Here is a 25,211-nt window from a genome sequence, read left to right on the forward strand (position 1 = left end):
CCATTGGATAAATCAAGCAAATTATAGATGCCAGCGGTTGTATTTAGTGTAATGGTTTGTCCGTTACTTCCAATTACTTCAACAGCTTGTAAATCAATGTTTACTTTTTCATAAGGACCTGGAGCATCTGTCATTCGTACTTTATAGGCATACGTGGCTGAACTACTGGAATCTTTACTACAAGAATTTAATGAAAGTACTAAAACAACAGACGATACAATTAAAATGAACTTTTTCATATTATAATTTTTAGGTTGCGAATTAATTTTCTCAACTGTACAAAGATGCTGTTATAGTTTTTTGATGATGTTGTGTAATAATAAATAAAACTTCTATAATTCTTATCTTGTGGATTGCTAGATATACTTTCATCACTAGTTGTAATCACAAAAAAAAACTCCTCATTAAAGAGAAGTTTAGGTTACAATTTAGTTTTGATTAAGTTTATTAGAGTGCAATATTCCGATTACCAATATATATATATCAACTAGATTAATGTAAGCCAAACATTATTAGAAAATGCAGAAAATAAAATATGTTAAATTGATTTTATAAAAATTTACTAGAAATCACTGTACTTTGAACTTGATTTCAGTATCAGGAACGTAAACTTTTTTTGGGACTAATTTTATTCAAAATGAACATTAACGTATTCCCAAGAATGTTTTTGATAGGTTTTTCAAAAAAAGATAAGACTCTATTTTTGGCTATAAAATGTGTAGCTAAATCTATGGTATTATGAAGTAAATGCGATTTTGTATCAGGTGAAGTTATAAATCCTTTGAAAGTGTTTTTTAAAAAATTTAACGGATTTAAATGTTCAACGGTATCGTGAAATTCTCTTTTAATCAAATGCAACTCTAAGGCTTGTTTATTTTCTAATGCAATGATGCGCTGCACCAACAAATCCATTTTATTTATAGTTTTCATGGTTTTTCATTTGTTTCAAAACTTTCAATAATTGAATTACTCATTTTTACTTGAATCCAAGGTTTTCTAAAAATAAAAATAATAATTCCCAATAAGGAATAAAACAATCCCATAACTAAAAAGCCGTAAGCTGTTTTTCCTAATTCATCGCCTATCAACAGCGACAATGCTATTGTAAACAGCAATGAAACTGCGAATATTATTAAGGTAAATATAAATTTTACGGCTAAAAAGGAAAATAGCGCTGCAGTTTTATAAATGGCAGTGTACTTGTATAAATCGATAGAGGTTTTACTATACTGCTCAATTCTTTCGACTAAATTTTTAATTGTTGAGGCGCTATTTTCCATGTAGTATGAGAATATAATTATCTTAATTTCTCTTGATGATCAGATACAAATTCTTTAGCATCATCCATCACATTCTCATATTTGTTAGTAATATTTCCATATAGATCTTCAAATTTATTTTTAAGATCGTTGGAATAATCACTTCCTTTTTTCATAATTCTTTTTCTTGTTTCTGTACCCTTGTCTGGGGCAAAAAGAACTCCTGCAATAGCACCCACTGCTATGCCGCCTAAAACTCCTAATACTACTTTACTTGCATTCATAATTTTAATTATTTAATTATTAAATATTTCTTCCTTGTATAAGTCTCAAAATTATCGCTATAACTGCAATAAGAAGTAAAACGTGTATAATGGCACCTGCACTGTAAGCAAAGTAGCCAATAGCCCATAAAATAAGTAGCACAACGGCTATGGTGTAGAGTAAATTGTTCATTTTTTTTTTTTTAAGTTGATATGATATTACAAAAGTATTATTTTGGCTGGTAAATGTGTTTATACAATTTGGCAAAATAATTATATGATTCACACTTAAGTAGCAGATTTGTTTTGAGTATCACTATCGTCTTCAGATAGAAGTATTTCCGATTCTTCTTCAATGAGAATTTCCTCTTGCATTTCGATATACTCTCTTGCCAGTTCTCTTATTTCATGTTCTGTTTTTTCGTTAGTATCCATCACAGCATTATTAGCTGTTTCATGCGATGATATTAATTCATTCATTTTTAAATGAACCAAAGCAGAATAACGGTTAAATGATTTTTGGATAATAAACAAACTTAAAAAAGTGGTTCCAAAGATAAAATCACCAATATTCTGGTGTAAATTATTAGATATAAATAAACCTTTGGTCCACCAAAAAATCACTATACAAAATGCCAAAATAAAAGTTAGAGAATTGCCCAAAATTTTGGTTGCTGCTAACGTGAGTTTTTCGAAAGTACGTTCAATAACGATATAGGTTTTTTTCATAATTTAAATAAATTGTTGGGGACAAAATTATCATATTATTTGATGATTTGTAATATATTTTTTGAGCATTTCTTCCAGTGAGTTGTAATAATCTTGCAAAACTTTAATGTTTATTTCTGGATTGTTAACATCTGGAATGGTAACTGTCATTTCATTCAAATACTTTAGCAATTCAGGATTATCATTGCTAATTTTGGTAGTAATTTTTAAGATTTTCTCGTTTAATGTTTGTTCTAAAAGCATAATTTTTATAATTTTAAAAAAAGCACCTTATTGGGGTGCTTTAATTAATAGCTATTGAGCGATTGATTATTTTTGAATTGAATCGTATTTCTTCGAGTTTTTCTTTTGATGTTTTTTGACCATTTTCGTTTGACTTTTGGCTTTTATGTTGGAAACCTTCGCCAAATCTTTGTTTCCGTTCTCAAAATGTTTAGCCGCTTCGTTGTGATTTAATGCAGCGGTTTCGTGATGAGTTGCAGCTTTCTTGTGATTGTCAACTACTTTTTGAGCTTTAGTTGCGGGATTTTTTTTTTTTTGTTTTTACTACGTCTGAAATAATTATTTTTTCTTTAAGCTGTAAATGAATTTTAGCAACACTATAAAGGTCAAAAAAAAACACCACTTTGCAGGTTATACAATCTTGATATTAAATTGCATTATTCTCATTTTATTTCTTCTTTTCCGAACTCTTCTTATCAATCAATTCTTGTTTCTTTTTCTCGGCTTCTTTTTCTTTCTTTTTGAAATAGCCGCGTAATAAAAAGTTATGTTTAGCAGCTTCCATATTTTCGTTTAAACCATTAGAAGCATTTTTAATATTTTTAAGTGTAGCATCAAGCGATTTTCCCATTTTGTCATCATTGACTAGTTTAGAAAGCATACTATTTTTATTATTCATTTTGGAGGTGAATTCCGCTAAATCAGCAGTTATGTATTGCGCATTGTCGACAATAACTTTGACACTTTTCATAATATCTTCCATTTCTACAGCTTTTGTTGATGCAATAAAAGCATTATTTTTCACAATAACTTTTGACGCAGTTCCGGGCGAAATAGTTAATACTTTGTCGCCCATCAATCCGTCAGAACCTATGCTAGCCATAGCATCTGTTTTGATGTATTTATGTACTTCTTCTTTAATAACTGCAAGCACAACCACGGATGTATCCGAGATAAATTCAATTGCTTGTACAGAGCCCACATTGATTCCAGAAAAGCGAACGTTGTTGCCTACTTTCAGTCCACTAACATTTTTAAATCTGGTGTTTAACATAAATGTTTCACCAAATAAATTTTTGTTACTACCAATTAAATAAATAGAAATCATAAAAAGTATCATGCCAATGATGACAAACATTCCTAGCTTCCAGATATACGCTGATTTTTTTATCATAGCTGTTATTTTTAAATTATATAAAAAAGGATTTTACCCAAGGATCTTCACTTTTTTCCAATTGAGTATAGGTGCCTTCGGCATTGATAATGCCATCTTTTAAAATCATAATTCTTTTGCCCGTTAATTTGGCGCAAGCCATATCGTGTGTGATAATGAGCGATGTGGTTTTGTATTTTTTTTGAATAGAAACCATCAATTCACTTATTTCTCTTGCTGTTATGGTGTCTAAACCCGATGTAGGTTCGTCATACAAGATAATTTCAGGTTTGATGATTAATGTTCGTGCCATCCCAATTCGTTTTCGCATTCCGCCCGAAAGTTCCGATGGCATTTTGTCAATTGCATCCAACAAACCTACGTTATCAAGAGCTTCTGTTATTTCGGTTTCTATGGTTTGTTTGGAGCTGTTTTTATCGTGATGTTTTAGGGTAAAAGTAAGGTTTTGTCTTATTGACATCGAATCGTATAAAGCTCCATTTTGAAACATAAATCCCATACGTGTTCTAATAGTATTGAGTTCATTGTTACTAAGTTTGGTGATGTCGGTTCCAAAAACTTTTATGATGCCTTGATCAGCCTTTTCCAGTCCAACCAAGCATTTTATAGTTACTGATTTTCCAGAACCTGAACGACCAAGTATTACCACATCTTCGCCTTTGTTTACTATGATATTCACGCCATTAAGAACTTCGTTCTCACCAAAGGTTTTATGTAAATTGGAAATTTCTATTACAGGTAAATTTTTTTCCATTAGAAAAATAAATCAGTTATTTGAACCGCAAGCATGTCTATGATGAATATAGAAAGTGATGCTGTCACTACAGCCGAATTGGCAGCGATACCAACACTTGCTGTTCCGTTTGAAGCATTGAATCCTTTATAACAACCAATTAGCCCAATAAAAAAACCAAAGAATAAAGTTTTAATCGTTGCAGGTATAACATCTAGGAATTCAAGATGCTCAAAAACACCACCAAAGTAGCGATAGAAACTCATGCTGCCATGAACATTATAGCCAACATATCCGCCAAAAATCCCAACTAAATCGGCATAAATCACCAAAATTGGAATCATTAATGTAGTAGCTAAAATGCGAGTTACCACAAGATATTTATAAGGATTGATTGCCGAAACTTCCATGGCATCAATTTGTTCGGTTACTTTCATCGAACCTAATTCGGCACCTATTCCGGAAGCAATTTTTCCTGCACAAATTAGCGCTGTAATAACAGGAGCAATTTCACGTATTAGTGAAAGCGAAACCATGCCAGGCAACCAAGATTCGGCACCAAACTTTGCCAATGTAGGACGTGATTGAATAGTAAGTACTAAACCCATAATAAAACCTGTAATGGTTACAAGGGGTAATGATTTATAACCTACAGCATAACTCTGCCTAAAGAATTCATTTATTTGAAATGGCGGTTTAAATAATTCTTTGAAAAACCTTGCGGTAAATAAAGAAATCGAACCCGTATCTATAAATATGTTTTTTAATCCTGGAATCATATATATTTTTAGTCTAATTCAAATAGCGTCTTAAAATCCAAGCTATTGTTTCGTGTTGCTGTAATACTTTTGTTAATAAATCGGCTGTTCCAGCATCATGATTTTCATTGGAACATACATCAATATCTTTTCTAATTTCGGTAATCAGCGTTTCATTATCGTTTAAAAGCTCTGAAATCATCTCCTTTTGAATGGGATATTTGTTTTCGTTTTCTTCTAATCGTGACAAGTTAGCGAATTCTATCATAGTTCCAATAGTTTTGCTTCCTAAAGTGTTAATCCTTTCTGCAACTTCATCAATTATTTCTTCATATTGTTTGTATTGCATTTCAAACAATTTGTGTAATTCCATGAAACTGTTGCCCGTTATATTCCAGTGAAATTTTCTGGTTTTTACATACAATGTCATCTCATCAGACAATATAATTGACAAAAGTGAGGCGCTTTTCTTTAAGTTGATTTCTGTTATCCCTATTTTTGGCATAGCAATCATAATATTAAATTTTATAAATTTTGTTAAAAGGAATCGCTATCACCGAATTCATTTATTTTCTTTTTGATATTTTGTTTAGAATAAGGCGATTTATTACTAGTATTTGCGATAGTAGAATTTTTTAACATCTCCTGTTTTTTAGATGTCACTTTTTGTTTTTTTTGTAAAGGCATAATTTTAAGTTTTAAAGTGGAACATAATGTAAATTTTTATGTGTTTTCGGAACCCTTTGTAAAGCCAGTTTTGGAAATTTTGAAGTGTCTTTTTCCTGATACTTATCCATGGTTAATCTAGCCATTAGATAGCTAACAGTTGATTCGGCACCTTGGTTGAGATTGATATAATCTTCTTCTAAACCATCGTAACAGCCGCCTGTGCAAGGATTATATATAATTTGATTCAAATGATTCTTTCCTAAAAACCAATTAAATGCGATTTTCATTTTTTGCAAATAATCTTCATCACCAAAAGCATCATAAAACTTACTCAACGCCATGATTGTATAGGCTACATCAATTGGTTGCTCACCACCAATTTTTGGTTCATAATTTTCCTCTCCATAGTGCAGCCATCCTTTATTTGAAATTACTTTGATGCTATCTTCTTTAAAAATTTTAGAAACTAAAAAATCAAAAGAGAGTATTGCGATTTCTTTATAAATAGGTATATCTAATGTAATATATGCACATAACATTGCTTCAGATAAAATGCTATTACCGTATGTTAAGTAACTTTCAAACCATTGCCAGTTTTGATTAGCTTCATGTTTGTACATTTGGACTAATTTATCAGTCAAATGTTTCATGATAAGTAAATTGTCATTTGATGCGTTTTTTTTATTACTATAATAAATGCCTTTAATGATGAAAGCCATTGCTCTTGGGGAATGAATTTTCAAAACATTTGACAACGATAGTTTCATAGTTATTTTTGCATCATCAATCAAATCTTTTGGTAACAGATGACCGATAGAAATTAAATAACCTAACGCCCATATCGCTCTGCCGTTTGAATCAGAAAGATTTGTTTCGTTGTTTTGTTTGGTAAATTTCTTGTTTTTATCTACATAATTCAAAAAATATCCATCCTCATGCAAACAGTGTTTAATAAAGTTGTAATAAAGTTGTATCAGAATCAAATCTGATTTATTTTTTAATATTTCATAATGTTGACACAGTGCCACCAAAGCTCTCGCGTTATCATCTAAAGTGTACCCAGATTCGAGATTGGGTTGATTTATTATAGAAAACTGAATCATTCCAAAATCAGTAGTCAGGTTTCTGATATGATTCAGATTGATTTTAGGTATTTTGTACTGTAATGCCAAAGATGTTTTAGAAATACTATCAAAAAGTAAAGAGTGCGCAATCGCCGAGTTTTCCCAAGCCGTAGGTGCTAATTTGTGTATTCCATTTGCAGAAATTAATGAACAGAATGCTTCGTCTTCTATTAATTCAATGACTTTTCGGGCGAGTTGTTTTGGGTTTTCAAAATCGACAATAATACCGGTTTCGTTTTGCAACACTTCAACAGCATGAGGAATAGGCGTAGAGATTATAGGGCAACCACAACTTAAAGCATACGAAAAGGTTCCGCTTACGGCCTGATTTCGGTCTTTGGAAGTAAATAAATAAATGTCTGTAAGTTGTAAATATTTAAGTAAATCTGCCAATGGAACATATTGATTTATGAATTTGACATTGTTTTGCAGGTTCATTTTTTTTATTGTTGCTTCAAGTGTATCACGATACCTTTCACCTTCTTCTTTTACGACAGTAGGATGTGTTTTTCCTATAACTAAAAAAAGTACGTTTGGATGTCTTTTGACAATAATTCGCAACGCATTAATCGTAGTTTCGATACCTTTTCCTGAACTTAATAAGCCAAAAGTTGCTAATACTATTCGTCCTGATAAATTATACGTTTCCTTTAAAATTGCTTTGTCCAAATGCTCTACTAAATGCGTTCCGTGTGGAATAATAGTAATTTTTGCTGAATTGATGCCATAATCGTTTGTCAGTATTTTAGCAGACGAATTAGTCATTACAATAATACTTTGAACCAAAGAATCGATATTTTTGATTAACTTTTTCAATAACACTTTAGGCTGTGGTAAAACAGTATGAAAAGCAATTATAATAGGTTTCTTAAGCTCTTGTAAAAAACTAATAAAATCGTCTTCATTGTTTTTGAATAAGCCAAATTCGTGCTCAATGAGTATTAGTTGAATGGCTATGTTTTCATTGATACTTGCAGCAGTATTTTTATATGATTTCTTATTATCTGTTTCTAAAATATATTTGACTTCTTTTGGGTATAAATGTTTGTAATTCTGTTGTTCTAAAGCACAAATATTAATTTTAAAAGATTTTTCAAATTTATTTTTTAAAGCTCCAATTAAATCTTGAGAATAATTAGCAATACCGCATTCACGTGATGGATAGGAGGTAACAAATACTAGTTCTGGCATATTTTCAGTAGAAGCAGTGTGAAGGTTTTTATTTTTCATTGGAAATAGTATTAAGCATTATTTCTTGTAACAATTCGGATAAATTCATAGATGCACAAGCAATTCTTTCATCGGCAGCGCCATAATAAATGTATAAGGTTTCATCAAAAACAACCGCTCCAGTAGGGAAACAAACGTTGTTTACTTCACCTTTTACTTCCCAATGAAACTCGGGCACAAATAGCGGATAGGGTAGTCTGGCTATTTCTTTTTGTGGATTATTTATATCTAACAATGCAGCGCAAGCAGAATAAACATAGCCTTTTAACGAATCGTGAACACCATGATAAATTAGTAACCAGCCATATTCTGTTTCTATAGGAGGACAACCACCGCCAATATAACTCACTTCATGCGCGTATTTGGGTTTTAAAACGACATAATCGTTAAAATGTGTAAAGTAATTTTTCCAAAATTCTGGGGTTAATTCTTCAACTGTGTCGAACGAAGTTACAATCTGGATTTCAGGACGAATTCGATGAAGAAAACATAGTTTACCTCCAATTTTTCGTGGAAAAAAGATAACATTTTTATCCCAAATCAGCATTGGAGTTCCTTCTTTTTCAATAATATGATCGTGTTGGTTGTAACGGTAATATTTTTCGTTGCTAATTCCTTTTGCGCCAATTAATGCATTGAAATCCTGGTAAGTTATTTGCGGAACAATTATACCTTTTTTTTGAAAATGAATTAAATCTTTTGAAGTGGCCAAACAACCCAAGGCATTTACACCATCGTAAGCTGTAAAAGTCAAATAATATATATCTTCAATTTTTACAATTCTTGGATCTTCAATTCCATGACATTCATAATCAAATTCGGGAGATAGCAACGGTTTAACATCTCTTTTTTCAATAAATAAAGGACCTTTAAGTTTACAGTAACCAACGCTTGAATAATTTCCTTTACGAACCGCTCTGTAAAGAAGGTGCACAAACTCGCCATCTCTTATGACAGCTGGATTTAAGACGCCTTGATTTTCAAAATCGAGTTCCGTTTTTTGCAGTAATATGCCTTCTTTTATGATATTTATCATGGTAATAGTGATTAATTTTATAAAATTAAAATCAATACCAGAACTATGATTATAATTGCGCCGATGGATAGATAAATTCCGTTACTGCTTCTCTTCATTTCACCTTTTATGACTTTTACTTCTTTTCTTAAGTCTTTTTTATCTGCTCGGGATAAGTTGGTTTTATCCATGTTTTTTATGTCATTGAGCCGATTGAGTAATACTTCGGTTTTTGCCGCTTCTGATGGTGCATTAATTGTTGAATTTGTAATTACAGGCGTAACAGTATTTGCGAATATGAAGGATGTAAATACTAGTAGAACCATAACTAAATTTACTTTTGAAAATGTTTTCATTGGATTATTTTTATAAGATTAATTAAATTTCCCTTCGTTTATTTTGGTAAGCAAAGTGGATTGTTTATAATTATAAAATTCGTTTTAATTCTCTTTAATGCTGTTATACAAATCTGTCAATAAATTATATTATTCACACTTTATCTATTGTTGAACAGTAGTATATGTAAAAAGGTTGCCTCGTTTTGAGGCAACCTTTTTAGAGAAATTAGAGCAAACAGTTGTATTATCTAGTAAGCCGTTCTTAATTCTACTCGTCTGTTTTTGGCACGACCTAATGAGGTTTTGTTATCAGCAATTGGTTTGCTTTCTCCGAAACCTGTCGCACTTAAACGAGAAGCAGCAATACCTTTTGTTACCAAATAAGCTTTTACAGATTCAGTACGTTTTTGCGAAAGCGTCAAGTTTGAAGCATCAGAACCATTGCTGTCTGTATGACCATCTATGAATAGATTAGCACCTTCATATTTGTTAAGAATTTTTGTAAGTTCATCTAATGATGTCAACGAAGCTACTCTTAATTTATCACTATTATTTTCAAAGAAAAGTTTACTTCCTAAATAAGTTATTCTCACAATATCTTGCTTGGCTATTTCTGGACAACCTTTATTTTCTATTGTTCCTTTTGCATTTGGACAACGGTCGTCTATATCAGCTACACCATCTCCATCAGAATCTGGACAACCTTTTAAACTAGCAATACCAAAGGTATCTGGGCAACGGTCATCATCGTTCAATACACCATCTTTGTCATTGTCTAACGGACAACCAGTTTCATCTACTTTGGTGCCTGGTTTTGTGTTTGGACATTTGTCATCTAAATCGGCAACTCCATCACCATCACTATCGGGACAACCTTTTAAAGCAATTGTTCCTTTAGTATCTGGGCATCGATCTTCTGAATCCATCACACCATCATTATCTTTATCCGGGCAACCGTTCATTAATGCATTTCCTGCCACATCTGGACATTTGTCTAAATAATCGGCAACGCCATCATTATCTCTATCAAGCGGACATCCATTTTTGTCAACTGCAACACCAGCTGGAGTGTCTGGGCATTTATCTCTACTATCACTAATACCATCATTATCGGCATCTTTTTTGCTTCCAAAATTGAAAGTCAATCCGACCATGTGCATCAAATAATCATCATTTTTACCAGCAATAATGCCATCTCTGCTGTCATTATTAGTAAACATGAATGTTTCCTGAAGATTTAAAGACATCACTGGGCTTAACCTGATGTTTATACCTCCACCGGCTGTTGGCAATGCAGAATCGATTTTTTCTTTATGAAAATTAAGTTGTCTGTCAAATAGTATTAAACCAACTCCCCCAAATACATAAGGTCTAATCACGTAATCTGACGTTACAAAGTTCCATCTTAAATTGATTGTTGCCGCGCTAAAATCACTCTTATATCCAGTAACACCGCTATTATATCCCAAGGTTCCTCTGGTATAAACTCCGTTCAAATCGATGTATTTCCATAAATATCTAGAAACACTAATACCAGCAAAACCATACATAGTTTTATCAGTTTTGTACCAGTCCCTGCCCAAATCGCCATGATACTGAATGATTCCGCCATGAAGTCCGACGTTCCATTTCATGTCCTCGGTTTGAGCTTTTGTGGTAAATGTTGCCGCTAGGCAAATACATAATAGTAGTAATTTTTTCATGTTTTTTTTGTTATATTATTTGTACAAAGGTTGGTAGGATTGATCACTGGTATGTTATATAACTATAATTTTTAGTTGCGTTATTCACACATAAATATTTTCCGAAAAAAAAGTCCTGCCGTAACCTATAGACAGGACTCATAACAAACGAATTAACATTTGTTATCAACTAACCAAAAAGTTTTATATCAGTTTGTTTTCTAATTCAGTTTTACTAATCTTGGGAAATTTTTTCTCTAATACTTTTATATGTTCTCTTGTATATTGGTGTAGTAAAGTAAGCGAATCAACCAACTCAAATGTTGTAGCACTTTTTAAAAGCATTGGAATTACGATTAAAAGTTCTTTCTCATACCAGTAAATTCTTTTTAATTCGTTAATAGCTTCTTTACGCAAAACTTCGTTTGAAACATGTTTGTTTTTATCCATTTTTCTAATAATGTGATTGTTTAAAATTTTATTCGGATAAATGTTCAGTACTGTTTTCATCGTTAGCAGAATTTAATTATTTTTGGAAAAACTCTTTTACAAAAGCATGTTGCTGATTTGGAGACATTTTATCGGTTTGTTTTACTTCAATTTTGATGTGTTCAAAGCGATTATCGGAAGCAATAACATTAAAAAGTTCTTGTTTAGCATTTGTTGGTCCAAAAAGAATAACTTCTTTATATTTTTTGACAATATTCGTAAGTTTCTTATAATACTTGGTTTGTTCTTCTTGTTCTTTTTTGTGCATTTGAAGTTCGCCTATTAGGAGGCTGTTTACTTTTTCTTGATGAGTAAACTTGGATTCGATGGTTTTAATTTCAAAAGAATTATTAGCGTGTTCCATTAAATGTGCTATGGAATGATTCATCCAAATCCCGATTTTATTTCCTGTAGTTGCCATTTTTGGTTTGTATTAATGAATATTGATTTATTATTACAAAGGTGGCAGGAAATACGAATAAATCTGTTATATGATTAGCGTGTTAGTTTCTATAATTCACACGTTATCAATTATGTTATATTCTAAATAATTACATTCTTTCCATGTACCAATTGAGTTCATTTTCCATTTTTTGATATTTAAAAAAAGTGGAAATTACTTTTTGTAACCTTACAAAAGAGGTTTCACTTTTTACCACATAATCAAAAGCTTTGTGGTGTATACAACTCACTGCAACTTCAATTTTATCTTGGCTGGAAAGCATTATTACAGGTATACCGGCATTAAATTCTTTTATTTTATCTAACGTTTGCATACCGTTGATAGCATTTTTAACAATACCGTCAAGATGATAATCTAAAATAATAATATCAGGTTTTTTTGTCAAATTTTTAATGCAAAGTTCTCCAGTAGGAAAGGTTTCTATCTCAAAGTCTGCATGTTCCATAAATTGTATTTCCATTGCTTTCAAGAAAACTGCATCATCATCTACAAGGAAGAGTTTAATTTTAGTATCAGTTTTCATGCTTATTTTTTTAAATTTATTAATTCATTTTTTAATTCTATAAACGATTGTAGACATACTTCTTCTAATTCTGTCACCATATCATTTAATTCTACAGCTAGGTCTAGTTTTTCAGCATATTCTTGAATTTTTTTTGCAAGTTCTTCATATTGAGGATTGATGCCCATGATGGCAAAAGAAGGGATAATTTTATGAGCGGTTGCTTTTAATAATTTCCAGTCTTTATCTTTAAAACTTTGTTTCATTGAGGTTAGTAATGGCGGTGTTTGTTTTAAATACACCTCTATCATTTCTGTCATTAATTTGGCATTGGCTTTGGTAAGTTGAGACAAATAGCTCAAGTCGACATACTTTACAGTTGGTATTTCTTTGTTTTCGTTTATTTGATTATCGGTGATTGAGTTTGGTTTTTTAATGAAGCTCAATAATTTGCTGTAAAGCAATCGTTCGTCAACAGGTTTAGAGATGTAATCATTCATCCCGACGGATTTACATTTGGCTACATCAACTGTGGTTACATCGGCTGTAAGGGCTAAAATTGGCAGGGTTAACTTCATCTTTTGTCTGATGTATTCCGTTGCTTCAAACCCATTCATTTCAGGCATCTGTAAGTCCATTAAGATTATATCATAGGAATTTTTTACTAATTTTTCTATTGCAATTTTACCGTTGGCTGCAATTTCGCATTCGAAACCAAAGTCATCCAACAATGTTTTCATTAACAGTTGGTTGAGTTCCATGTCTTCAACAACTAATATTTTGGTATTTTTAATTTCGGTATCAATTTCCAAAATTTCGGGTTCTAAAACTTCCTCAACTTGTGTTTTATCAAAATAAATAACAAAGCTAAAAATAGAGCCTTTACCAATGGTGCTTTCTACTTCAATAGTGCCATTTTGTGCTTCAACCAATTGTTTAACGATTGCTAATCCCAAACCCGTTCCACCAAATATTCGAGAAGTGCCACTAGTAGCTTGTTGAAAGTTTTCAAATATTTTTTCGATTTTATCATCGGTTACGCCAATGCCTGTGTCGGTCACAGAGAATTTTATTGCCACATTCTCATCGGTTTCAGAAATTAATTGTACACTTACAGTAATTTTTCCTGCGTTTGTAAACTTGACAGCATTGCTTACCAAATTTAGAATTATTTGATGCAAACGCACTGGATCGCCCACCAAAACGTCAGGAATAGCAGTATCATAATGAGTCACTAATTTTAAATTTTTCTCCTGAATTTTAGTTTCAAAAAGATGTAACATTGCTTTGATCGACATTTTTAGTTTGAAGGGTGTTTTTTCAAAAGTCATCTTTCCGGCATCTACTTTTGCTAAATCAAGTATGTCATTTATAAGTACAATTAAGGCATCACCACTCATTTTGATGGCTGTTAAATATTCTTTTTGTTTGGCAGTTAATTCGGTTTTGAGTACCACTTTGGTGAACCCTATAATGGCATTCATTGGTGTCCGAATTTCGTGACTCATATTAGATAAAAATTGTTGTTTTGATTTTACGGCTTCATTAGCTTTAGTCGTTGCAGCTTCTGCAATAATTTTTGCTTCATCGGCAAGTGATGATGCGAGTTCTGCGAAAGTCTTGGATTCAATTAATTCTTTTTCAGATTTTTTTTGTTCGGTTATATCTCTGGCTACTACAACGGCACCAATAATATTACCTTTTTCATCTTTGTAAACTGCGCCGTTAAACAATACATCTGTTAGTTTTCCGTCTTTTAAAACCAATGGATAATCCACCACAAAACCTTTGGAGAAAACTTCTTCATATCCTTTTTTAGCTTTTTCGGGCTCGGTAAAATAGTTGGTAAAATCAGTGTTCAACAAATTCTCTTTTGAAACCTCTGTTACTCTCACAGAGGCTTGATTGGTATCGGTGATTTTGCCTTGTGGACTGATGGTAAACAAAGGGTCTCGACTAGCTTCGATAAGACTTAAAGAATATTGTGACGCTAATTTTAGTGAGTAATTATAGGCTTCCAACTCTTTGTTTTCAAATACTCTTTTTTCTTTTTCTTCATTTTGAAAATTAAGTTCTTTGTCTGCAATAACTAGTTCGTTGGCTCGATTTTGTTTTTCATCTTTTTGAAATACCAATTCTTTATTGGCAATGATTAATTCATCAGCTCTTTTTTGTTTTTCGAGGGTTTGAAATTTAAGTTCAATGTTGGCAATCAGCAATTCGTCGGCACGATTTTGTTTTTCACCAGTTTGAAATAATAATTCTTTGTTAGCAATAATTAATTCAACGGCTCGTTTCTCTTTTTCTTTGTTTTGAAAAGCCAATTCTTTATTGGCGATGATTAACTCGGCAGCACGTTTTTCTTTTACTTTGTATTGGTATTCTAATTCTTTATTGGCTACCTGTAATTCTTCAGCACGCTTTCCTTTTTCGGTGTTTAGATGTTCTAGTTCTATATTGACGATATTTAATTCGTCTGAACGTTTTTCTTTTTCATCGTTTTGATAGGCAAGTTCCTTATAGGCAATAACGAGTTCGGCGGCGCGTTTTTCTTTTTCTTCATTTTGAAAAGCCAAGGCTTTGTTTGCCAATACCAACTCTGCAGTAGATTTCTTTTGATTTGTAATATCTATATATGAACTGTGATTGTATTCATTACCTTCGGAATTAATGACTTGAATGGATACAAGAAACCAAATAGAATCTCCTTTTTTATTTTTAAGTTCTATTTCGAAATTGTTCAATCCTTCTTGTTTTTTTAATTTCAAAAGGATTTGGTTTCTAATTTGGGGTGTTATAATCCCTAATTCTATAGATGTTTTTCCTATGATTTCTTCTCTGGTATAGCCAAAAAATTGTAAAAATGACTTATTTGCGTATTGAAATTTTGAACTTTTTACATCAGTAAAAGCCATTCCAATGGTGCTATTTTCAAAAATATCAAAGAATAGATTGCTAAATATGTTCTTATGTTTTTCTGATATATTAGGTAAAATCATTTTTTTTGAATTAAGATTAATTGCCTAGTTCCTCTATTGGGCTTCTTTTTTTATCTTTTAGTAATTTAAAATGTGATGGCGTTAAACCGGTTACTTTTTTAAATTGGGTGGACAAATGCGCCACACTGCTGTAATTCATTTTCCAAGCTATTTCTGTAATATTCAACTCGTCATAAATGATGAGTTCTTTAATGCGTTCTATTTTATGCAAAATCAAAAATTGTTCAATAGTGGTGCCTTGTACTTCCGAAAATAAGTTGGCGAGGTACGTATAATTTTGATTCAATTTTTCACTTAAATATTCTGAAAAAGTCACTTTAATAGGCTCGTCTAAATGATGAACCATTTCTATGATTACATTTTTTATTTTTTCAATCATTATGGCTCTTTTATCATCCATAAGTTCCAAACCTGTTTCTAATAAACCTGCTTTGAGTAAAGCTCTTTTTTCATCAGAAATGTTTTCCATAATGTCAACTACACCCAAATCAACAATGATAAAATGCAAGCCTAATTTCTTGAGTTCTTCTTTAACTATTATTTTGCAACGATTGCTGACCATGTATTTTATATAAAGTTTCAAGATAGTTTGTTTAAAAAGATTTTATTAATGGTTTTGTTTTTAATTAAGATAATTCTATTAAAATTTTAAAATTTACTGTTTTAAGTCAAACTTCATCAAGCGTGTTTCTTTTCTTAGCTTTAAGATTTTTAAATAAAGTAGTTGTTAAACCAGTTACTTTTTTAAATTGAGTCGATAAATGCGAAACGCTTCTATAGTTCATTTTATATGATATTTCTGTAAGGTTAAGTTCATCATAGAGTAATAATTTTTTTACCTTTTCAATTTTGTGGGCAATAATATAATGTTCAATAGTAATTCCTTTAATTTCCGAAAATATATTGGCAAGGTAATTGTTATAAAACCCATTATTTTACTAATATATTCAGAATAGTTTACTTTGGGTAGTTCATCGTTGTAATGAATCATTTCGATTTTTGATTGTCTGTTTTTACTCATAACCCTGTAATGCCAGCAATTACTAGCCTATCGAATAGTTTTTCTTCAAAATATCTTCTATTTAACTTGTAAACAAACTCATTTAGGTATAATTGAAGGTGTTTTCCTTTTATTTTATGGTAATTACCTAGGAAATTTCGCTTTGCATTACTTATTGCAATATGAACCCATTTTAAAGTTTCTGTTGTTGTTTCTTTATTAGACTTTTCTGTTATGTGTATTTCTACAAAATCTGCAATGTCAATATAGGATGTGCTTTTGTCTGTAAAAAGAATACTTTTCTCTGAAATTGATTCTTTTATAGTTTCATTTATCTGTTCAGCGGTATGATCTGTCAAAACTTTTGCTTTAAAATACCTGCATTGATTTGATTTCTTTCCTGTTTCAATATCTTCTAAAACTGTTGACTCTGCCATAATTGCGGTATTCATTTTTCCTACCGCACCTCGACCACGAATTCCTTTGTCTTGTTCTATTTCTGATGATGCAACAGTAAAATAACCTTCGTCAAATTCTATCATTCCTTCCAAAGTATAACGAGCATCTCTATTGCCCATTGCTTTTCGCAGCTTATGAACCATCGCCCAAACTGGTTCGTATCGTTTTAATCCAAGCTGTTTTTGAATTTCTTTACTCGAAAAACCTTTCTTGGTTGCAGTCATTAAAAACATCGTTTTATACCAAATCAAGAAAGATAAATTGGAACTTTGCATTATGGTGCCACTTCGTAAAGAAGTTCTACTTCTACATTTTTTACATTCATAACTCCAGACACTTTTTATCCAAAAATGCTCTTTGCTTCCGCATTTACATTCAACTCCTATTTTATCTCTTTCTTCTTTAAAATGAAGTCTACATGATTCTTCGCTCCCGAAATTTGCTGTAAAACTGAATAAATTCATTGCTTTTTATTTCAAATATAATACTTTTTTATTAATTATGAATAATTACGGACAATCAATTCTTCTTTGACTAACATTTTACAACGCAGGCTGACCATATATTTAGTGTATAGTTTCATTATTAATAGTTTGTTTGATAGGTACTGATTTGTATTGATTATTTTAAATTAAAATTTTATTTTTATTTCGAATATGCCGTAATTTATTTGTGTGTTAAAAGTTAAAGCAAAATTATTATTTAATAATTTTTAATTCATTTTTAATTCATTTTTAAAATTGTGGACATCATTTTAAATTCTTTATTAACAGAAAAAATTTATATAATATGAAAAAGAATAAAAAATTATTTCACGTATTACTAATTTTAATTTATGGGTTTTAATAGTTATTTTGACTGAATAGTCAATAATTTACATGGAATAATTGCCAAAAAAATGCTATTGTCATGAAAGTTAGGAATAATAAAAGAGAAATCAGGAATGTTATCTTTTATTTTTTTAATATTAATTTGAATTACCACAACATTTATTATATAATGCAATATCTAAACTGTAATGTCAAATTTAGATTTTTCAAATTCAAATGTATCCATGCTCTTATTTTGAAAACGAATATCAAGTCACAATAAAAGATTGTTAAGTCAAAAAATTAAATATTTTTAAAGATAAACTTAAGTAAGCGGCTAATATTTGACAATCGTGCAAATAATATTTAAAGCCTAGGACTCATCTTTTGTGGTACGTACTAAACTAATGCCCGACGCAAAGAAAAGTACTCCCAATACTCCATATATAATGAGTGTTTTAATATCTCTTGTACTATTTGTTGCAGAAAGAAATACTTGTGCTGCATAAATAAGGCTTCCTATACCTAAAACAGTTAATATAGCTCCAAAAATTCTTTTTAAGTTCATGATTTTGAGTTTAGAGTTGTCAATTAATTTTAAACAATGTAGCCACAAAGATTAATTTTTGCACTCTATTTACATTTGCATAATAATTTTATTAAATTATATAATTCACATATATGATAACAAAAAAATACTCGAATCTCATATTTAGGGCATTTATTATGATAATTAGTCTAAATTATTTCTATGTTTAAATTTACTTTTTAATAATTTTAACTTGCTTATAAGTCTTCATTTATTCCACTTTCTGTAAAACTTTGTTGGGGTTATATCCAAAAAGATAGTGTTGTTTGATGATTTCAGCAATACCTTGGGGTAACAATTTTTCCCAACCTGAAGTTCCATCACTAATCATTTTCAGTACCTCACGAGAGAATATTTTTAAATGACCTTTATCAAAATCGGTGATATCAACTACTTTACCATTATAAGCAAAGAATTTATACAACTCTTTCATTCTAGGATGTACTTTCAAGTTTTGTGAAGTTACAATTTCTCCATTTTCATCTTCCATTGGATATAAAAATACTTTTAAATCACGATAAAATAATTTTCCAAAAGCTTCTAATATCCCACCACTCAAATGGCGATAGTATTTTTCGTCAAATATATCAACCAAATTATTAACTCCCATTGCTAAGCCCATTCGAGCTTTTGTATAACTCGCAAAATATTCAACTACTTTGTAATATTCTTGAAAATTCGAAATCATAACCGTTTGACCTAGTGAGCATAAAAGTTCTGCTCTATCCATAAAATCGCGTTCATCAATTTCTCCTTCTGAACGTAAATTGGATAATGTAATTTCAAAAATTACGAGCGCATTATCTTTTTCTACTTTGCTTTCTTCAAGAAACATTTTCAACGATTTTTCATACATATCAATGTTTACTTGTGTAACAGGACGAAAACTGCCTCTTAAAGCGAGAATGTTTTTTTTGTAAAGTATCGCTGCTGGTAAGATATTTTGACCGTCGGGACCAAACATAACCGCATCAGTCATACCATTTTTTACCAATTGTAAACTCATCAATCTATTATCTACATTAGCAAAACGAGGTCCAGAAAAATTGATTGTATCAATTTCTAACTGATCTTTGTCTAAATGGTCGTACAGATAACGTAATAATTTTTTTGGATCATTATATTTATAAAACGCACCATAAATCAAGTTCACACCAAGCACTCCAAGAGTTTCTTGTTGCAATCTTGCATCATTTTCTTTGAAACGTATGTGTAGCGTAATTTCGTTGTAAGCTTCATCTGGTTCTACTTGGTATTTAATTCCTACCCATCCGTGACCTTTAAACTGTTTTGCAAAATCAATAGTAGAAACTGTGTTGGCAAAACTAAAGAACAATTTATTAGGATGTTTATCTCGGCTTAAACGCTTTTCGATTAATTCAACTTCATGCGAAAGCATGTTTTTCAAACGGCTTTCAGTCACATATCGACCATCATCTTCGATGCCGTAGATAGCGTCACTAAAATCTTTATCGTAGGCAGACATTGCTTTTGCAATAGTTCCCGATGAGCCACCCGATCTAAAAAAGTGTCTGACGGTTTCTTGACCTGCACCAATTTCAGCAAAAGTTCCGTAAATATTCTCATTAAGGTTAATTCGCAATGCTTTATCCTTTAACGAAGGAATTTGCTCAAAAACTTTATCGCCTTTTAATTTAATGTCTGATTCAGATAATACCATAATATAGTTGTAAACGTTACAAAGTTACTAAAATACCTATTTTATAAAAGAGAATTAACTCCTATTTTTGTATTAGTTTTGGATTTATACAATACTTTTATAACTAATTAAAAATTTTAATCAAAAACCGTGCTATTATGCAAGTTTATTTTCTTGGCACCGGAACTTCACAAGGTATTCCTGTTATCGGGAGCAATCATCCCGTGTGTCAAAGCACAGATGCAAAAGATAAACGGTTAAGAGTTTCAGTCTGGATTATCTGCGATAACCAATCTTTTGTTATAGATTGCGGTCCTGATTTTAGACAACAAATGCTAACTTCGGGTTGCAAACAACTTGACGCAATTCTTTTTACACATGAACATGCAGATCATACTGCGGGTTTAGATGATATTCGTCCGTTTTTCTTTAAGCAAAAAAAGAATATTCCAATTTATGGACATCAGCGTGTTTTGGAAAATCTTGGTAATAGATTTGGTTATATTTTTGAATCCGAAAATAAATATCCAGGTGCTCCAAGTGTTCAAACATTTGAAGTGTTGAATAACAAGAATTTTTACATTGGACCTACCAAAATTATTCCGATTGAAGTTAATCACGGAAATCTAAAAGTTTTTGGATATAGGATATATGATTTTGTATATTTAACGGATGTAAAAAGTATTAATAATGCTGAAATCAAAAAGTTGAAAGGAACGAAAGTGCTGGTTGTGAATGCCTTGAGAGAAGAACCACATCATTCGCATTTTAGTTTGCAAGATGCATTAGATTTTATACATTTGGTTAATCCAGAAAGTGCTTATTTGATTCACATCAGTCATCTTTTGGGTTTTCATGAAGAAGTACAACAACGTTTACCAAAAAATGTTTTTTTGGGCTATGACAATTTAAAAATTATCATTTAAAATATGAAGAAATCTTTATTCTTATATCTTTTTATCATCGCCGCATTGATGAATGTTTTCACCTATAAATATTTTACTTCAAAAGAAAATAGTACACTAAAACCAGAAATACAGGTAGAAAACAGTTCCAATTCAAAAACCTTGTCAGACAGTATTAGTAAGTTAACAGATAAGTTATATGATGCCAATGCATTTTCTTTAGAAAACAATGATAGAGCTCAAAATTATTTGACAGAAAATAAAGTTACCAATATTGCTGCTTTTGACGAAAAAGTGAAACAAGCACTTTTGGCTTATAATGATAATGAGGCGGGAAATAAATTTACAGATCAACCCAAAATGGGTGAACAAAAATTTATCATCAATAAAGTAAAATTATTAAACCACCGCTGGATTATAGCCAATTATAGCAATGGTGAATTGTGGGGCGAAGTTTTATTAAAGTATTTCATTGACGATAAAGATGGCATTTCTTTTGAAATTATGAATTCGTATTTGTATCCAGCAGCCTTAAACTAGTTAATACCTTCTCTCTAAAATGAAAAAAATAATTGCCTTTATTCTGGTGTCCCTGATGGTTTTTTCTTGTAAATTAAATGACCAAAACGAAGTTGTCGGAAAAATTCCATCGAAAAGTACAACAGCCAAAGATTCAACGCTAGTAAATGAAAAAGATGAAAACGGTTGCTTAGCATCGGCTGGTTATGTTTGGTCAAAAGTGAATAAAGAATGTGTTAAAGGATTTTCGGGTATTCAATTAAATCCAATAGATAAACCAGCAAACGAAGATGAAACCTTAAGTGCATACGTGTTGTTTAACGAAGATACCAGTAAAGCTGAAATTTTTCTGCCAAAAGATACAACTTCTATTGTTTTGTCAAGAACCGGACAAGGAAAATCTTGGATGCTAAACGATTGGCAGCTTTTAGCTTCAAAAGGGTATTTGCTTAAAAAATCTAATAAGACTTTATTTTCGGGTGATGAAGAAATTGGCAAAAAAGTAACGGGGAGCGATACCGAAGAACAATAACATTTTTTTGGTTAAGATTGCAACCAATTTTTAAAATCAAAAAAGTTTTGTGGCGCAACACCATGACCAATTGGATATTCTTTATACAACACCTTAATTCCTAAACTTTCTAAAATAGGAATTGATTTTCTTGCCCAATCTACAGGAATCACTTGGTCATCAGTTCCGTGAGAGGCAAATATTTTTAGATCTGAAAAGTCGTTATTCGCAAAAGTATTCAATGCAATTTCGGTATTCAAATAACCACTCATAGCGACCAATCTCTTGATTTTTTCAGGATAAGACAATGCCACAGCATAACTCAAAATAGCACCTTGACTAAAACCTATCAATGTAATATTATCTGCATCAATAGCATAATTTGTAATTAGTTGATCAACAAAATCTGCTATGATATCTCTTGAAGCACGAGCTTGACCAACATCGGAAAACTTATTTTCATCTGCATCAAAATTGATGGCATACCATGCATAGCTACCAATTGTCAAATCGAAGGGAGCACGTACGGAAATGACATAATACTCATCAGGAAGTTGCTTTGCGAACGAAAACAAATCTTCCTCATTGCTACCATAGCCATGAAGCAATAGGAGTAGAGGATTTTTATCTAATTTTATTTTCGGTTCCCGGACTAAATGGTGTAAAGTTAAATTCATACTAATATTAATTTCCAATTCTATTTTTTTCGTCTTCTAAACCAGAATTTCTGTTAGTTTCTTTTTTAATTTGTTCACTACCAAAATTATAACTCAAATTAAAACGTACTTGTCGGCTATCGTTTCCACCATTTCCATTGATAACTAAATTTGGAAATTTTGAACTTGCTCTCCATGGCGCAGTGAATAAAACATCAGAAACTGCTAATCGGGCATTTAATTTTTTATTCAAAAATTGTTTTTGAATGGCTAAATCCAAAGAACCTATACTTTTCGTCTTGTAAGTTCCACCCCAAACAGATGGCGAACTAAACCATCCCGAAACTTCAAAAGTAAAGGCCTTGGGCAACGAAAAAGTATTTTGACCATACAAACCCAAGGTTTCTTGAGTAATACCAGTAAACGAACTACTTGTCGCAATGTATTTACTCTGAAAAGCATTGACAGACATATAAATACTCCACCATTCTTTTATTTTAAAAGGATATGAAACTCCCAAATTGATAACTTGTTGATTAGCAACATTTCTGGTTATTAAAAAATTTTTAGTCGTGCCAGCAGCTTCGGTAACTTGGGCAAAAAAGTCAGTAATGTAACTGTAACTCAATGAAGTGTTTAAGGTGTAGTTATACGTATGATTTAGCTTTATATTGGTAGTATACTGTGGCTTCAAAAAAGGATTCCCTTTTTGAAATGATAGTTCATCGATTTGAAATTCGAAGGGGTTTAGTGATTGATAACTAGGTCTTTCAATTCTGCTACTGTACAACAAGGCAAAGGAATTTTTTTCACTGACTTGATACGTAACTCCTCCACTTGGAAAAAAGTCGGTGTAATTTCTTTTAACTTGTTGATTTGCATTTTGTTGTGTGCTAATCAAATTCCCTTCTGAATTAGTATTCTCTATTCGTAATCCTGCTTGAAAATTATACTTTTTATATTTTAGGTTGTAGTTTACATAAACAGCATTAATGTTTTCATTGAATTTAAAACGATTACTCAATTGCGGATTAAAAACAGGATTTCCATTCATATAATTAAAAACTTCAAAAATATTATCGGTTTTAACTAACGAAGTTTTGAAACCTGCGCCTAGTTTTCCTTTAAACAATCTTTGCTCATAATCACTTTTTAAGGAAAAAATAGCAATTTGAATAGGAGTGTTTTGTGAATTTATAGATTGACTTAAAATAGCACTTTCGGAGTTGTTGTAATAAAAGTTGGGCTGATAATTGGATCTGTCGCTCGCAAACTTTCCATAATCAAAATCAGAACTTAATGAGGTTCCGGTGGTGTCTTGATACCTGTAATTGATGTTTGAATACAAATTGTAATTCTTGTTATAGCTATTGCTTTTGGCAATTAAAATACTGTCAAACGTTGTTGAATTTACAGATTTTATGGGAGTTCTCGTGTTTCCGATTGTAGTGCCATTATTGAAATTACCACTCACTACTATGCCAAAAGTATTTTTTGTATTGGCATAATAATCATAGCCAATCTTTATATTATTGGCATTATTTTCGTTGACGCTGGACGATTGCGAGTCAAAAATTGTATTGCTTTGTAATCGATTTATATTAATGAAACTATAATTTCTACCAAAGCGGTTGCTGTAATTTCCATAAAAATTATTCTTTTTATTCCGATTATTAAATGCAACTGAACTCAAAGATGTTGCAAATTTACCAACATTTATTCCATTACTTATTGTTCCGTTTGTTCCAAAATTTTTATTTTTTTTGAGTTTGATGTTGATAATTCCGGCATTGCCGGCTGCATCATATTTTGAAGAGGGCTGTGTAATAATTTCTATGGCTTCAATATCTGCGGACTGAATGGTTTTCAAATAATTTGTCAAATCAGAACCACTTAAAAACGATTGTTTTCCGTCAATATATATCAAAACACCCGATTTTCCTTCAACAATCAAATTATCATTGTTATCTATTACAACTCCAGGAGCTTTTCGCAATAATTCAAAACCCGAGGTTCCGGTGGCGTTAATCGTATTTTCAACATTAAAAACTGTTTTGTCCGCTAGGACTTGCACCATTGGCTTCTGCTTTTTGATGACAACCTCTTTAAGTTCTTGAGTTGATTTTTGTAACTGAATGAGTGGGAGTTCTATATTTTTATCCACAAGTGTGAAAATTGCACTTTTATAGGTTTGAAAACCAACATAATTTATTTGGATAAAATATGTTCCTGTGTTAATATCAGAAAAAATATAGTTTCCAGTGCTATCTGTTACAGCAGCTTTTAAAATTTTTTGATTATTTTCAGGATAAAGTTCTACTGAAGTTAGGGCAATTTTTTCGTTGGCTTCGGTAGCGATTTTGCCGCTAATAGAAAAAGATTGTGCATTTAGATAGTTTGTGGTTATTAGTGCGAATAGTATTATATAAGGCTTCATTTAAAAATAGTATAGTG

Annotated in this window: 29 protein-coding genes; 3 read left to right on the forward strand and 26 right to left on the reverse strand. The window is 31.3% G+C overall.

All coding sequences use genetic code 11. From position 1 onward, the window contains the following. The 24 genes from Q0Q96_RS11785 to Q0Q96_RS11900 all read right to left on the reverse strand — a co-directional run. On the reverse strand, positions 1-239 hold a 239-nt coding region (locus tag Q0Q96_RS11785), incomplete at its 3' end, for a DUF4382 domain-containing protein (RefSeq protein WP_366069204.1). Between the two features lie 358 nt (positions 240-597). Beyond that, a complete protein-coding gene (locus Q0Q96_RS11790; RefSeq protein WP_293875652.1) occupies positions 598-930 on the reverse strand; it encodes a hypothetical protein in 333 nt (110 codons plus the stop codon). Beyond that, the gene (locus tag Q0Q96_RS11795; RefSeq protein WP_293875654.1) at positions 927-1,280 is read right to left on the reverse strand and encodes a hypothetical protein; all 354 of its coding nucleotides are present in this window, start codon (positions 1,278-1,280) and stop codon (positions 927-929) included. Before Q0Q96_RS11795 ends, Q0Q96_RS11790 begins: the two co-directional genes overlap by 4 nt. 17 nt (positions 1,281-1,297) lie before the next feature. Next, positions 1,298-1,543: a YtxH domain-containing protein gene (locus Q0Q96_RS11800; RefSeq protein WP_293875656.1), complete on the reverse strand. Its 246-nt coding sequence runs from the start codon at positions 1,541-1,543 to the stop codon at positions 1,298-1,300. A 19-nt stretch (positions 1,544-1,562) separates the two neighbouring features. Next, entirely contained in the window at positions 1,563-1,715 is a 153-nt protein-coding gene (locus tag Q0Q96_RS11805; RefSeq protein ID WP_293875658.1) for a lmo0937 family membrane protein, read from the reverse strand. Between the two features lie 95 nt (positions 1,716-1,810). Next, a complete protein-coding gene (locus tag Q0Q96_RS11810; protein ID WP_293875660.1) occupies positions 1,811-2,251 on the reverse strand; it encodes a low affinity iron permease family protein in 441 nt (146 codons plus the stop codon). A 30-nt stretch (positions 2,252-2,281) separates the two neighbouring features. Next, positions 2,282-2,494 carry a hypothetical protein gene (locus Q0Q96_RS11815; protein ID WP_293875662.1) on the reverse strand — a complete coding sequence of 71 codons (213 nt, stop codon included), beginning with the start codon at positions 2,492-2,494 and terminating at the stop codon, positions 2,282-2,284. A gap of 427 nt (positions 2,495-2,921) precedes the next feature. After that, positions 2,922-3,647, reverse strand: coding sequence for an MlaD family protein (locus tag Q0Q96_RS11820; RefSeq protein WP_293875664.1), 726 nt, complete (start codon positions 3,645-3,647; stop codon positions 2,922-2,924). A gap of 16 nt (positions 3,648-3,663) precedes the next feature. Beyond that, a complete protein-coding gene (locus tag Q0Q96_RS11825; protein WP_293875666.1) occupies positions 3,664-4,401 on the reverse strand; it encodes an ATP-binding cassette domain-containing protein in 738 nt (245 codons plus the stop codon). Then, positions 4,401-5,159: an ABC transporter permease gene (locus Q0Q96_RS11830; protein ID WP_293875668.1), complete on the reverse strand. Its 759-nt coding sequence runs from the start codon at positions 5,157-5,159 to the stop codon at positions 4,401-4,403. Before Q0Q96_RS11830 ends, Q0Q96_RS11825 begins: the two co-directional genes overlap by 1 nt. Before the next feature lie 13 nt (positions 5,160-5,172). Further along, positions 5,173-5,652 carry a DNA starvation/stationary phase protection protein gene (locus tag Q0Q96_RS11835; RefSeq protein WP_293875670.1) on the reverse strand — a complete coding sequence of 160 codons (480 nt, stop codon included), beginning with the start codon at positions 5,650-5,652 and terminating at the stop codon, positions 5,173-5,175. 184 nt (positions 5,653-5,836) lie between these two features. Further along, the gene (locus Q0Q96_RS11840; protein WP_293875672.1) at positions 5,837-8,161 is read right to left on the reverse strand and encodes a glycosyltransferase; all 2,325 of its coding nucleotides are present in this window, start codon (positions 8,159-8,161) and stop codon (positions 5,837-5,839) included. After that, the gene (locus tag Q0Q96_RS11845; RefSeq protein WP_293875674.1) at positions 8,151-9,197 is read right to left on the reverse strand and encodes a pesticidal protein Cry7Aa; all 1,047 of its coding nucleotides are present in this window, start codon (positions 9,195-9,197) and stop codon (positions 8,151-8,153) included. Before Q0Q96_RS11845 ends, Q0Q96_RS11840 begins: the two co-directional genes overlap by 11 nt. 17 nt (positions 9,198-9,214) lie before the next feature. Next, complete coding sequence (locus Q0Q96_RS11850) at positions 9,215-9,532, reverse strand: hypothetical protein (protein WP_293875676.1); 318 nt, start codon at positions 9,530-9,532, stop codon at positions 9,215-9,217. Positions 9,533-9,762: 230 nt separating this feature from the next. After that, on the reverse strand, positions 9,763-11,217 hold the full coding sequence (locus Q0Q96_RS11855) for an OmpA family protein (RefSeq protein ID WP_293875678.1): 1,455 nt from the start codon (positions 11,215-11,217) through the stop codon (positions 9,763-9,765). A 183-nt stretch (positions 11,218-11,400) separates the two neighbouring features. Then, entirely contained in the window at positions 11,401-11,706 is a 306-nt protein-coding gene (locus Q0Q96_RS11860) for a hypothetical protein (RefSeq protein ID WP_293875680.1), read from the reverse strand. A gap of 16 nt (positions 11,707-11,722) precedes the next feature. Continuing rightward, positions 11,723-12,106, reverse strand: a complete 384-nt coding sequence (locus Q0Q96_RS11865) for a hypothetical protein (RefSeq protein WP_293875682.1) — start codon at positions 12,104-12,106, stop codon at positions 11,723-11,725. A gap of 130 nt (positions 12,107-12,236) precedes the next feature. Further along, complete coding sequence (locus Q0Q96_RS11870; protein ID WP_293875684.1) at positions 12,237-12,671, reverse strand: response regulator; 435 nt, start codon at positions 12,669-12,671, stop codon at positions 12,237-12,239. A 2-nt stretch (positions 12,672-12,673) separates the two neighbouring features. Further along, the gene (locus tag Q0Q96_RS11875) at positions 12,674-15,649 is read right to left on the reverse strand and encodes an ATP-binding protein (protein WP_293875686.1); all 2,976 of its coding nucleotides are present in this window, start codon (positions 15,647-15,649) and stop codon (positions 12,674-12,676) included. 16 nt (positions 15,650-15,665) lie between these two features. Further along, on the reverse strand, positions 15,666-16,232 hold the full coding sequence (locus Q0Q96_RS11880; RefSeq protein ID WP_293875688.1) for an AraC family transcriptional regulator: 567 nt from the start codon (positions 16,230-16,232) through the stop codon (positions 15,666-15,668). An 85-nt stretch (positions 16,233-16,317) separates the two neighbouring features. Next, complete coding sequence (locus tag Q0Q96_RS11885; protein ID WP_366069205.1) at positions 16,318-16,551, reverse strand: AraC family transcriptional regulator; 234 nt, start codon at positions 16,549-16,551, stop codon at positions 16,318-16,320. A gap of 115 nt (positions 16,552-16,666) precedes the next feature. Next, positions 16,667-17,572 (reverse strand): IS1595 family transposase, encoded by a 906-nt coding sequence (locus Q0Q96_RS11890; protein ID WP_293875690.1) that lies wholly within the window; start codon positions 17,570-17,572, stop codon positions 16,667-16,669. A 718-nt stretch (positions 17,573-18,290) separates the two neighbouring features. Continuing rightward, positions 18,291-18,485: a hypothetical protein gene (locus Q0Q96_RS11895; RefSeq protein WP_293875692.1), complete on the reverse strand. Its 195-nt coding sequence runs from the start codon at positions 18,483-18,485 to the stop codon at positions 18,291-18,293. 232 nt (positions 18,486-18,717) lie between these two features. Beyond that, the gene (locus Q0Q96_RS11900) at positions 18,718-20,187 is read right to left on the reverse strand and encodes a TonB-dependent receptor (RefSeq protein WP_293875694.1); all 1,470 of its coding nucleotides are present in this window, start codon (positions 20,185-20,187) and stop codon (positions 18,718-18,720) included. A 137-nt stretch (positions 20,188-20,324) separates the two neighbouring features. Here Q0Q96_RS11900 and Q0Q96_RS11905 point away from each other — a divergent pair, with 137 nt between their 5' ends. The 3 genes from Q0Q96_RS11905 to Q0Q96_RS11915 are packed head-to-tail and all read left to right on the forward strand — an operon-like array spanning position 20,325 to position 22,122. Then, positions 20,325-21,092 carry an MBL fold metallo-hydrolase gene (locus Q0Q96_RS11905; RefSeq protein WP_293875696.1) on the forward strand — a complete coding sequence of 256 codons (768 nt, stop codon included), beginning with the start codon at positions 20,325-20,327 and terminating at the stop codon, positions 21,090-21,092. A 3-nt stretch (positions 21,093-21,095) separates the two neighbouring features. Further along, on the forward strand, positions 21,096-21,611 hold the full coding sequence (locus Q0Q96_RS11910) for a hypothetical protein (RefSeq protein WP_293875698.1): 516 nt from the start codon (positions 21,096-21,098) through the stop codon (positions 21,609-21,611). A 19-nt stretch (positions 21,612-21,630) separates the two neighbouring features. Then, positions 21,631-22,122: a hypothetical protein gene (locus tag Q0Q96_RS11915; protein WP_293875700.1), complete on the forward strand. Its 492-nt coding sequence runs from the start codon at positions 21,631-21,633 to the stop codon at positions 22,120-22,122. An 11-nt stretch (positions 22,123-22,133) separates the two neighbouring features. Here Q0Q96_RS11915 and Q0Q96_RS11920 read toward each other — a convergent pair whose 3' ends face one another. Together Q0Q96_RS11920 and Q0Q96_RS11925 are read right to left on the reverse strand one after the other, a co-directional pair. Further along, complete coding sequence (locus Q0Q96_RS11920) at positions 22,134-22,778, reverse strand: alpha/beta fold hydrolase (RefSeq protein ID WP_293875702.1); 645 nt, start codon at positions 22,776-22,778, stop codon at positions 22,134-22,136. A 7-nt stretch (positions 22,779-22,785) separates the two neighbouring features. Further along, complete coding sequence (locus Q0Q96_RS11925) at positions 22,786-25,194, reverse strand: TonB-dependent receptor (protein ID WP_293875704.1); 2,409 nt, start codon at positions 25,192-25,194, stop codon at positions 22,786-22,788. Positions 25,195-25,211 lie beyond the last annotated feature (17 nt).

This window comes from Flavobacterium sp., assembly GCF_025352015.1.
Classification (GTDB): domain Bacteria; phylum Bacteroidota; class Bacteroidia; order Flavobacteriales; family Flavobacteriaceae; genus Flavobacterium.

Coding starts and splice junctions, on each gene's coding strand:
- Q0Q96_RS11870 (WP_293875684.1), bottom strand. CDS start 12,671: ATGAAAACTGATACTAAAATTAAACTCTTCCTTGTAGATGATGATGCA.
- Q0Q96_RS11860 (WP_293875680.1), bottom strand. CDS start 11,706: ATGAAAACAGTACTGAACATTTATCCGAATAAAATTTTAAACAATCAC.
- Q0Q96_RS11800 (WP_293875656.1), bottom strand. CDS start 1,543: ATGAATGCAAGTAAAGTAGTATTAGGAGTTTTAGGCGGCATAGCAGTG.
- Q0Q96_RS11925 (WP_293875704.1), bottom strand. CDS start 25,194: ATGAAGCCTTATATAATACTATTCGCACTAATAACCACAAACTATCTA.
- Q0Q96_RS11795 (WP_293875654.1), bottom strand. CDS start 1,280: ATGGAAAATAGCGCCTCAACAATTAAAAATTTAGTCGAAAGAATTGAG.
- Q0Q96_RS11875 (WP_293875686.1), bottom strand. CDS start 15,649: ATGATTTTACCTAATATATCAGAAAAACATAAGAACATATTTAGCAAT.
- Q0Q96_RS11900 (WP_293875694.1), bottom strand. CDS start 20,187: ATGGTATTATCTGAATCAGACATTAAATTAAAAGGCGATAAAGTTTTT.
- Q0Q96_RS11790 (WP_293875652.1), bottom strand. CDS start 930: ATGAAAACTATAAATAAAATGGATTTGTTGGTGCAGCGCATCATTGCA.
- Q0Q96_RS11835 (WP_293875670.1), bottom strand. CDS start 5,652: ATGATTGCTATGCCAAAAATAGGGATAACAGAAATCAACTTAAAGAAA.
- Q0Q96_RS11850 (WP_293875676.1), bottom strand. CDS start 9,532: ATGAAAACATTTTCAAAAGTAAATTTAGTTATGGTTCTACTAGTATTT.
- Q0Q96_RS11840 (WP_293875672.1), bottom strand. CDS start 8,161: ATGAAAAATAAAAACCTTCACACTGCTTCTACTGAAAATATGCCAGAA.
- Q0Q96_RS11805 (WP_293875658.1), bottom strand. CDS start 1,715: ATGAACAATTTACTCTACACCATAGCCGTTGTGCTACTTATTTTATGG.
- Q0Q96_RS11855 (WP_293875678.1), bottom strand. CDS start 11,217: ATGAAAAAATTACTACTATTATGTATTTGCCTAGCGGCAACATTTACC.
- Q0Q96_RS11845 (WP_293875674.1), bottom strand. CDS start 9,197: ATGATAAATATCATAAAAGAAGGCATATTACTGCAAAAAACGGAACTC.
- Q0Q96_RS11920 (WP_293875702.1), bottom strand. CDS start 22,778: ATGAATTTAACTTTACACCATTTAGTCCGGGAACCGAAAATAAAATTA.
- Q0Q96_RS11910 (WP_293875698.1), top strand. CDS start 21,096: ATGAAGAAATCTTTATTCTTATATCTTTTTATCATCGCCGCATTGATG.
- Q0Q96_RS11820 (WP_293875664.1), bottom strand. CDS start 3,647: ATGATAAAAAAATCAGCGTATATCTGGAAGCTAGGAATGTTTGTCATC.
- Q0Q96_RS11830 (WP_293875668.1), bottom strand. CDS start 5,159: ATGATTCCAGGATTAAAAAACATATTTATAGATACGGGTTCGATTTCT.
- Q0Q96_RS11825 (WP_293875666.1), bottom strand. CDS start 4,401: ATGGAAAAAAATTTACCTGTAATAGAAATTTCCAATTTACATAAAACC.
- Q0Q96_RS11915 (WP_293875700.1), top strand. CDS start 21,631: ATGAAAAAAATAATTGCCTTTATTCTGGTGTCCCTGATGGTTTTTTCT.
- Q0Q96_RS11890 (WP_293875690.1), bottom strand. CDS start 17,572: ATGAATTTATTCAGTTTTACAGCAAATTTCGGGAGCGAAGAATCATGT.
- Q0Q96_RS11810 (WP_293875660.1), bottom strand. CDS start 2,251: ATGAAAAAAACCTATATCGTTATTGAACGTACTTTCGAAAAACTCACG.
- Q0Q96_RS11905 (WP_293875696.1), top strand. CDS start 20,325: ATGCAAGTTTATTTTCTTGGCACCGGAACTTCACAAGGTATTCCTGTT.
- Q0Q96_RS11895 (WP_293875692.1), bottom strand. CDS start 18,485: ATGAACTTAAAAAGAATTTTTGGAGCTATATTAACTGTTTTAGGTATA.
- Q0Q96_RS11815 (WP_293875662.1), bottom strand. CDS start 2,494: ATGCTTTTAGAACAAACATTAAACGAGAAAATCTTAAAAATTACTACC.
- Q0Q96_RS11865 (WP_293875682.1), bottom strand. CDS start 12,106: ATGGCAACTACAGGAAATAAAATCGGGATTTGGATGAATCATTCCATA.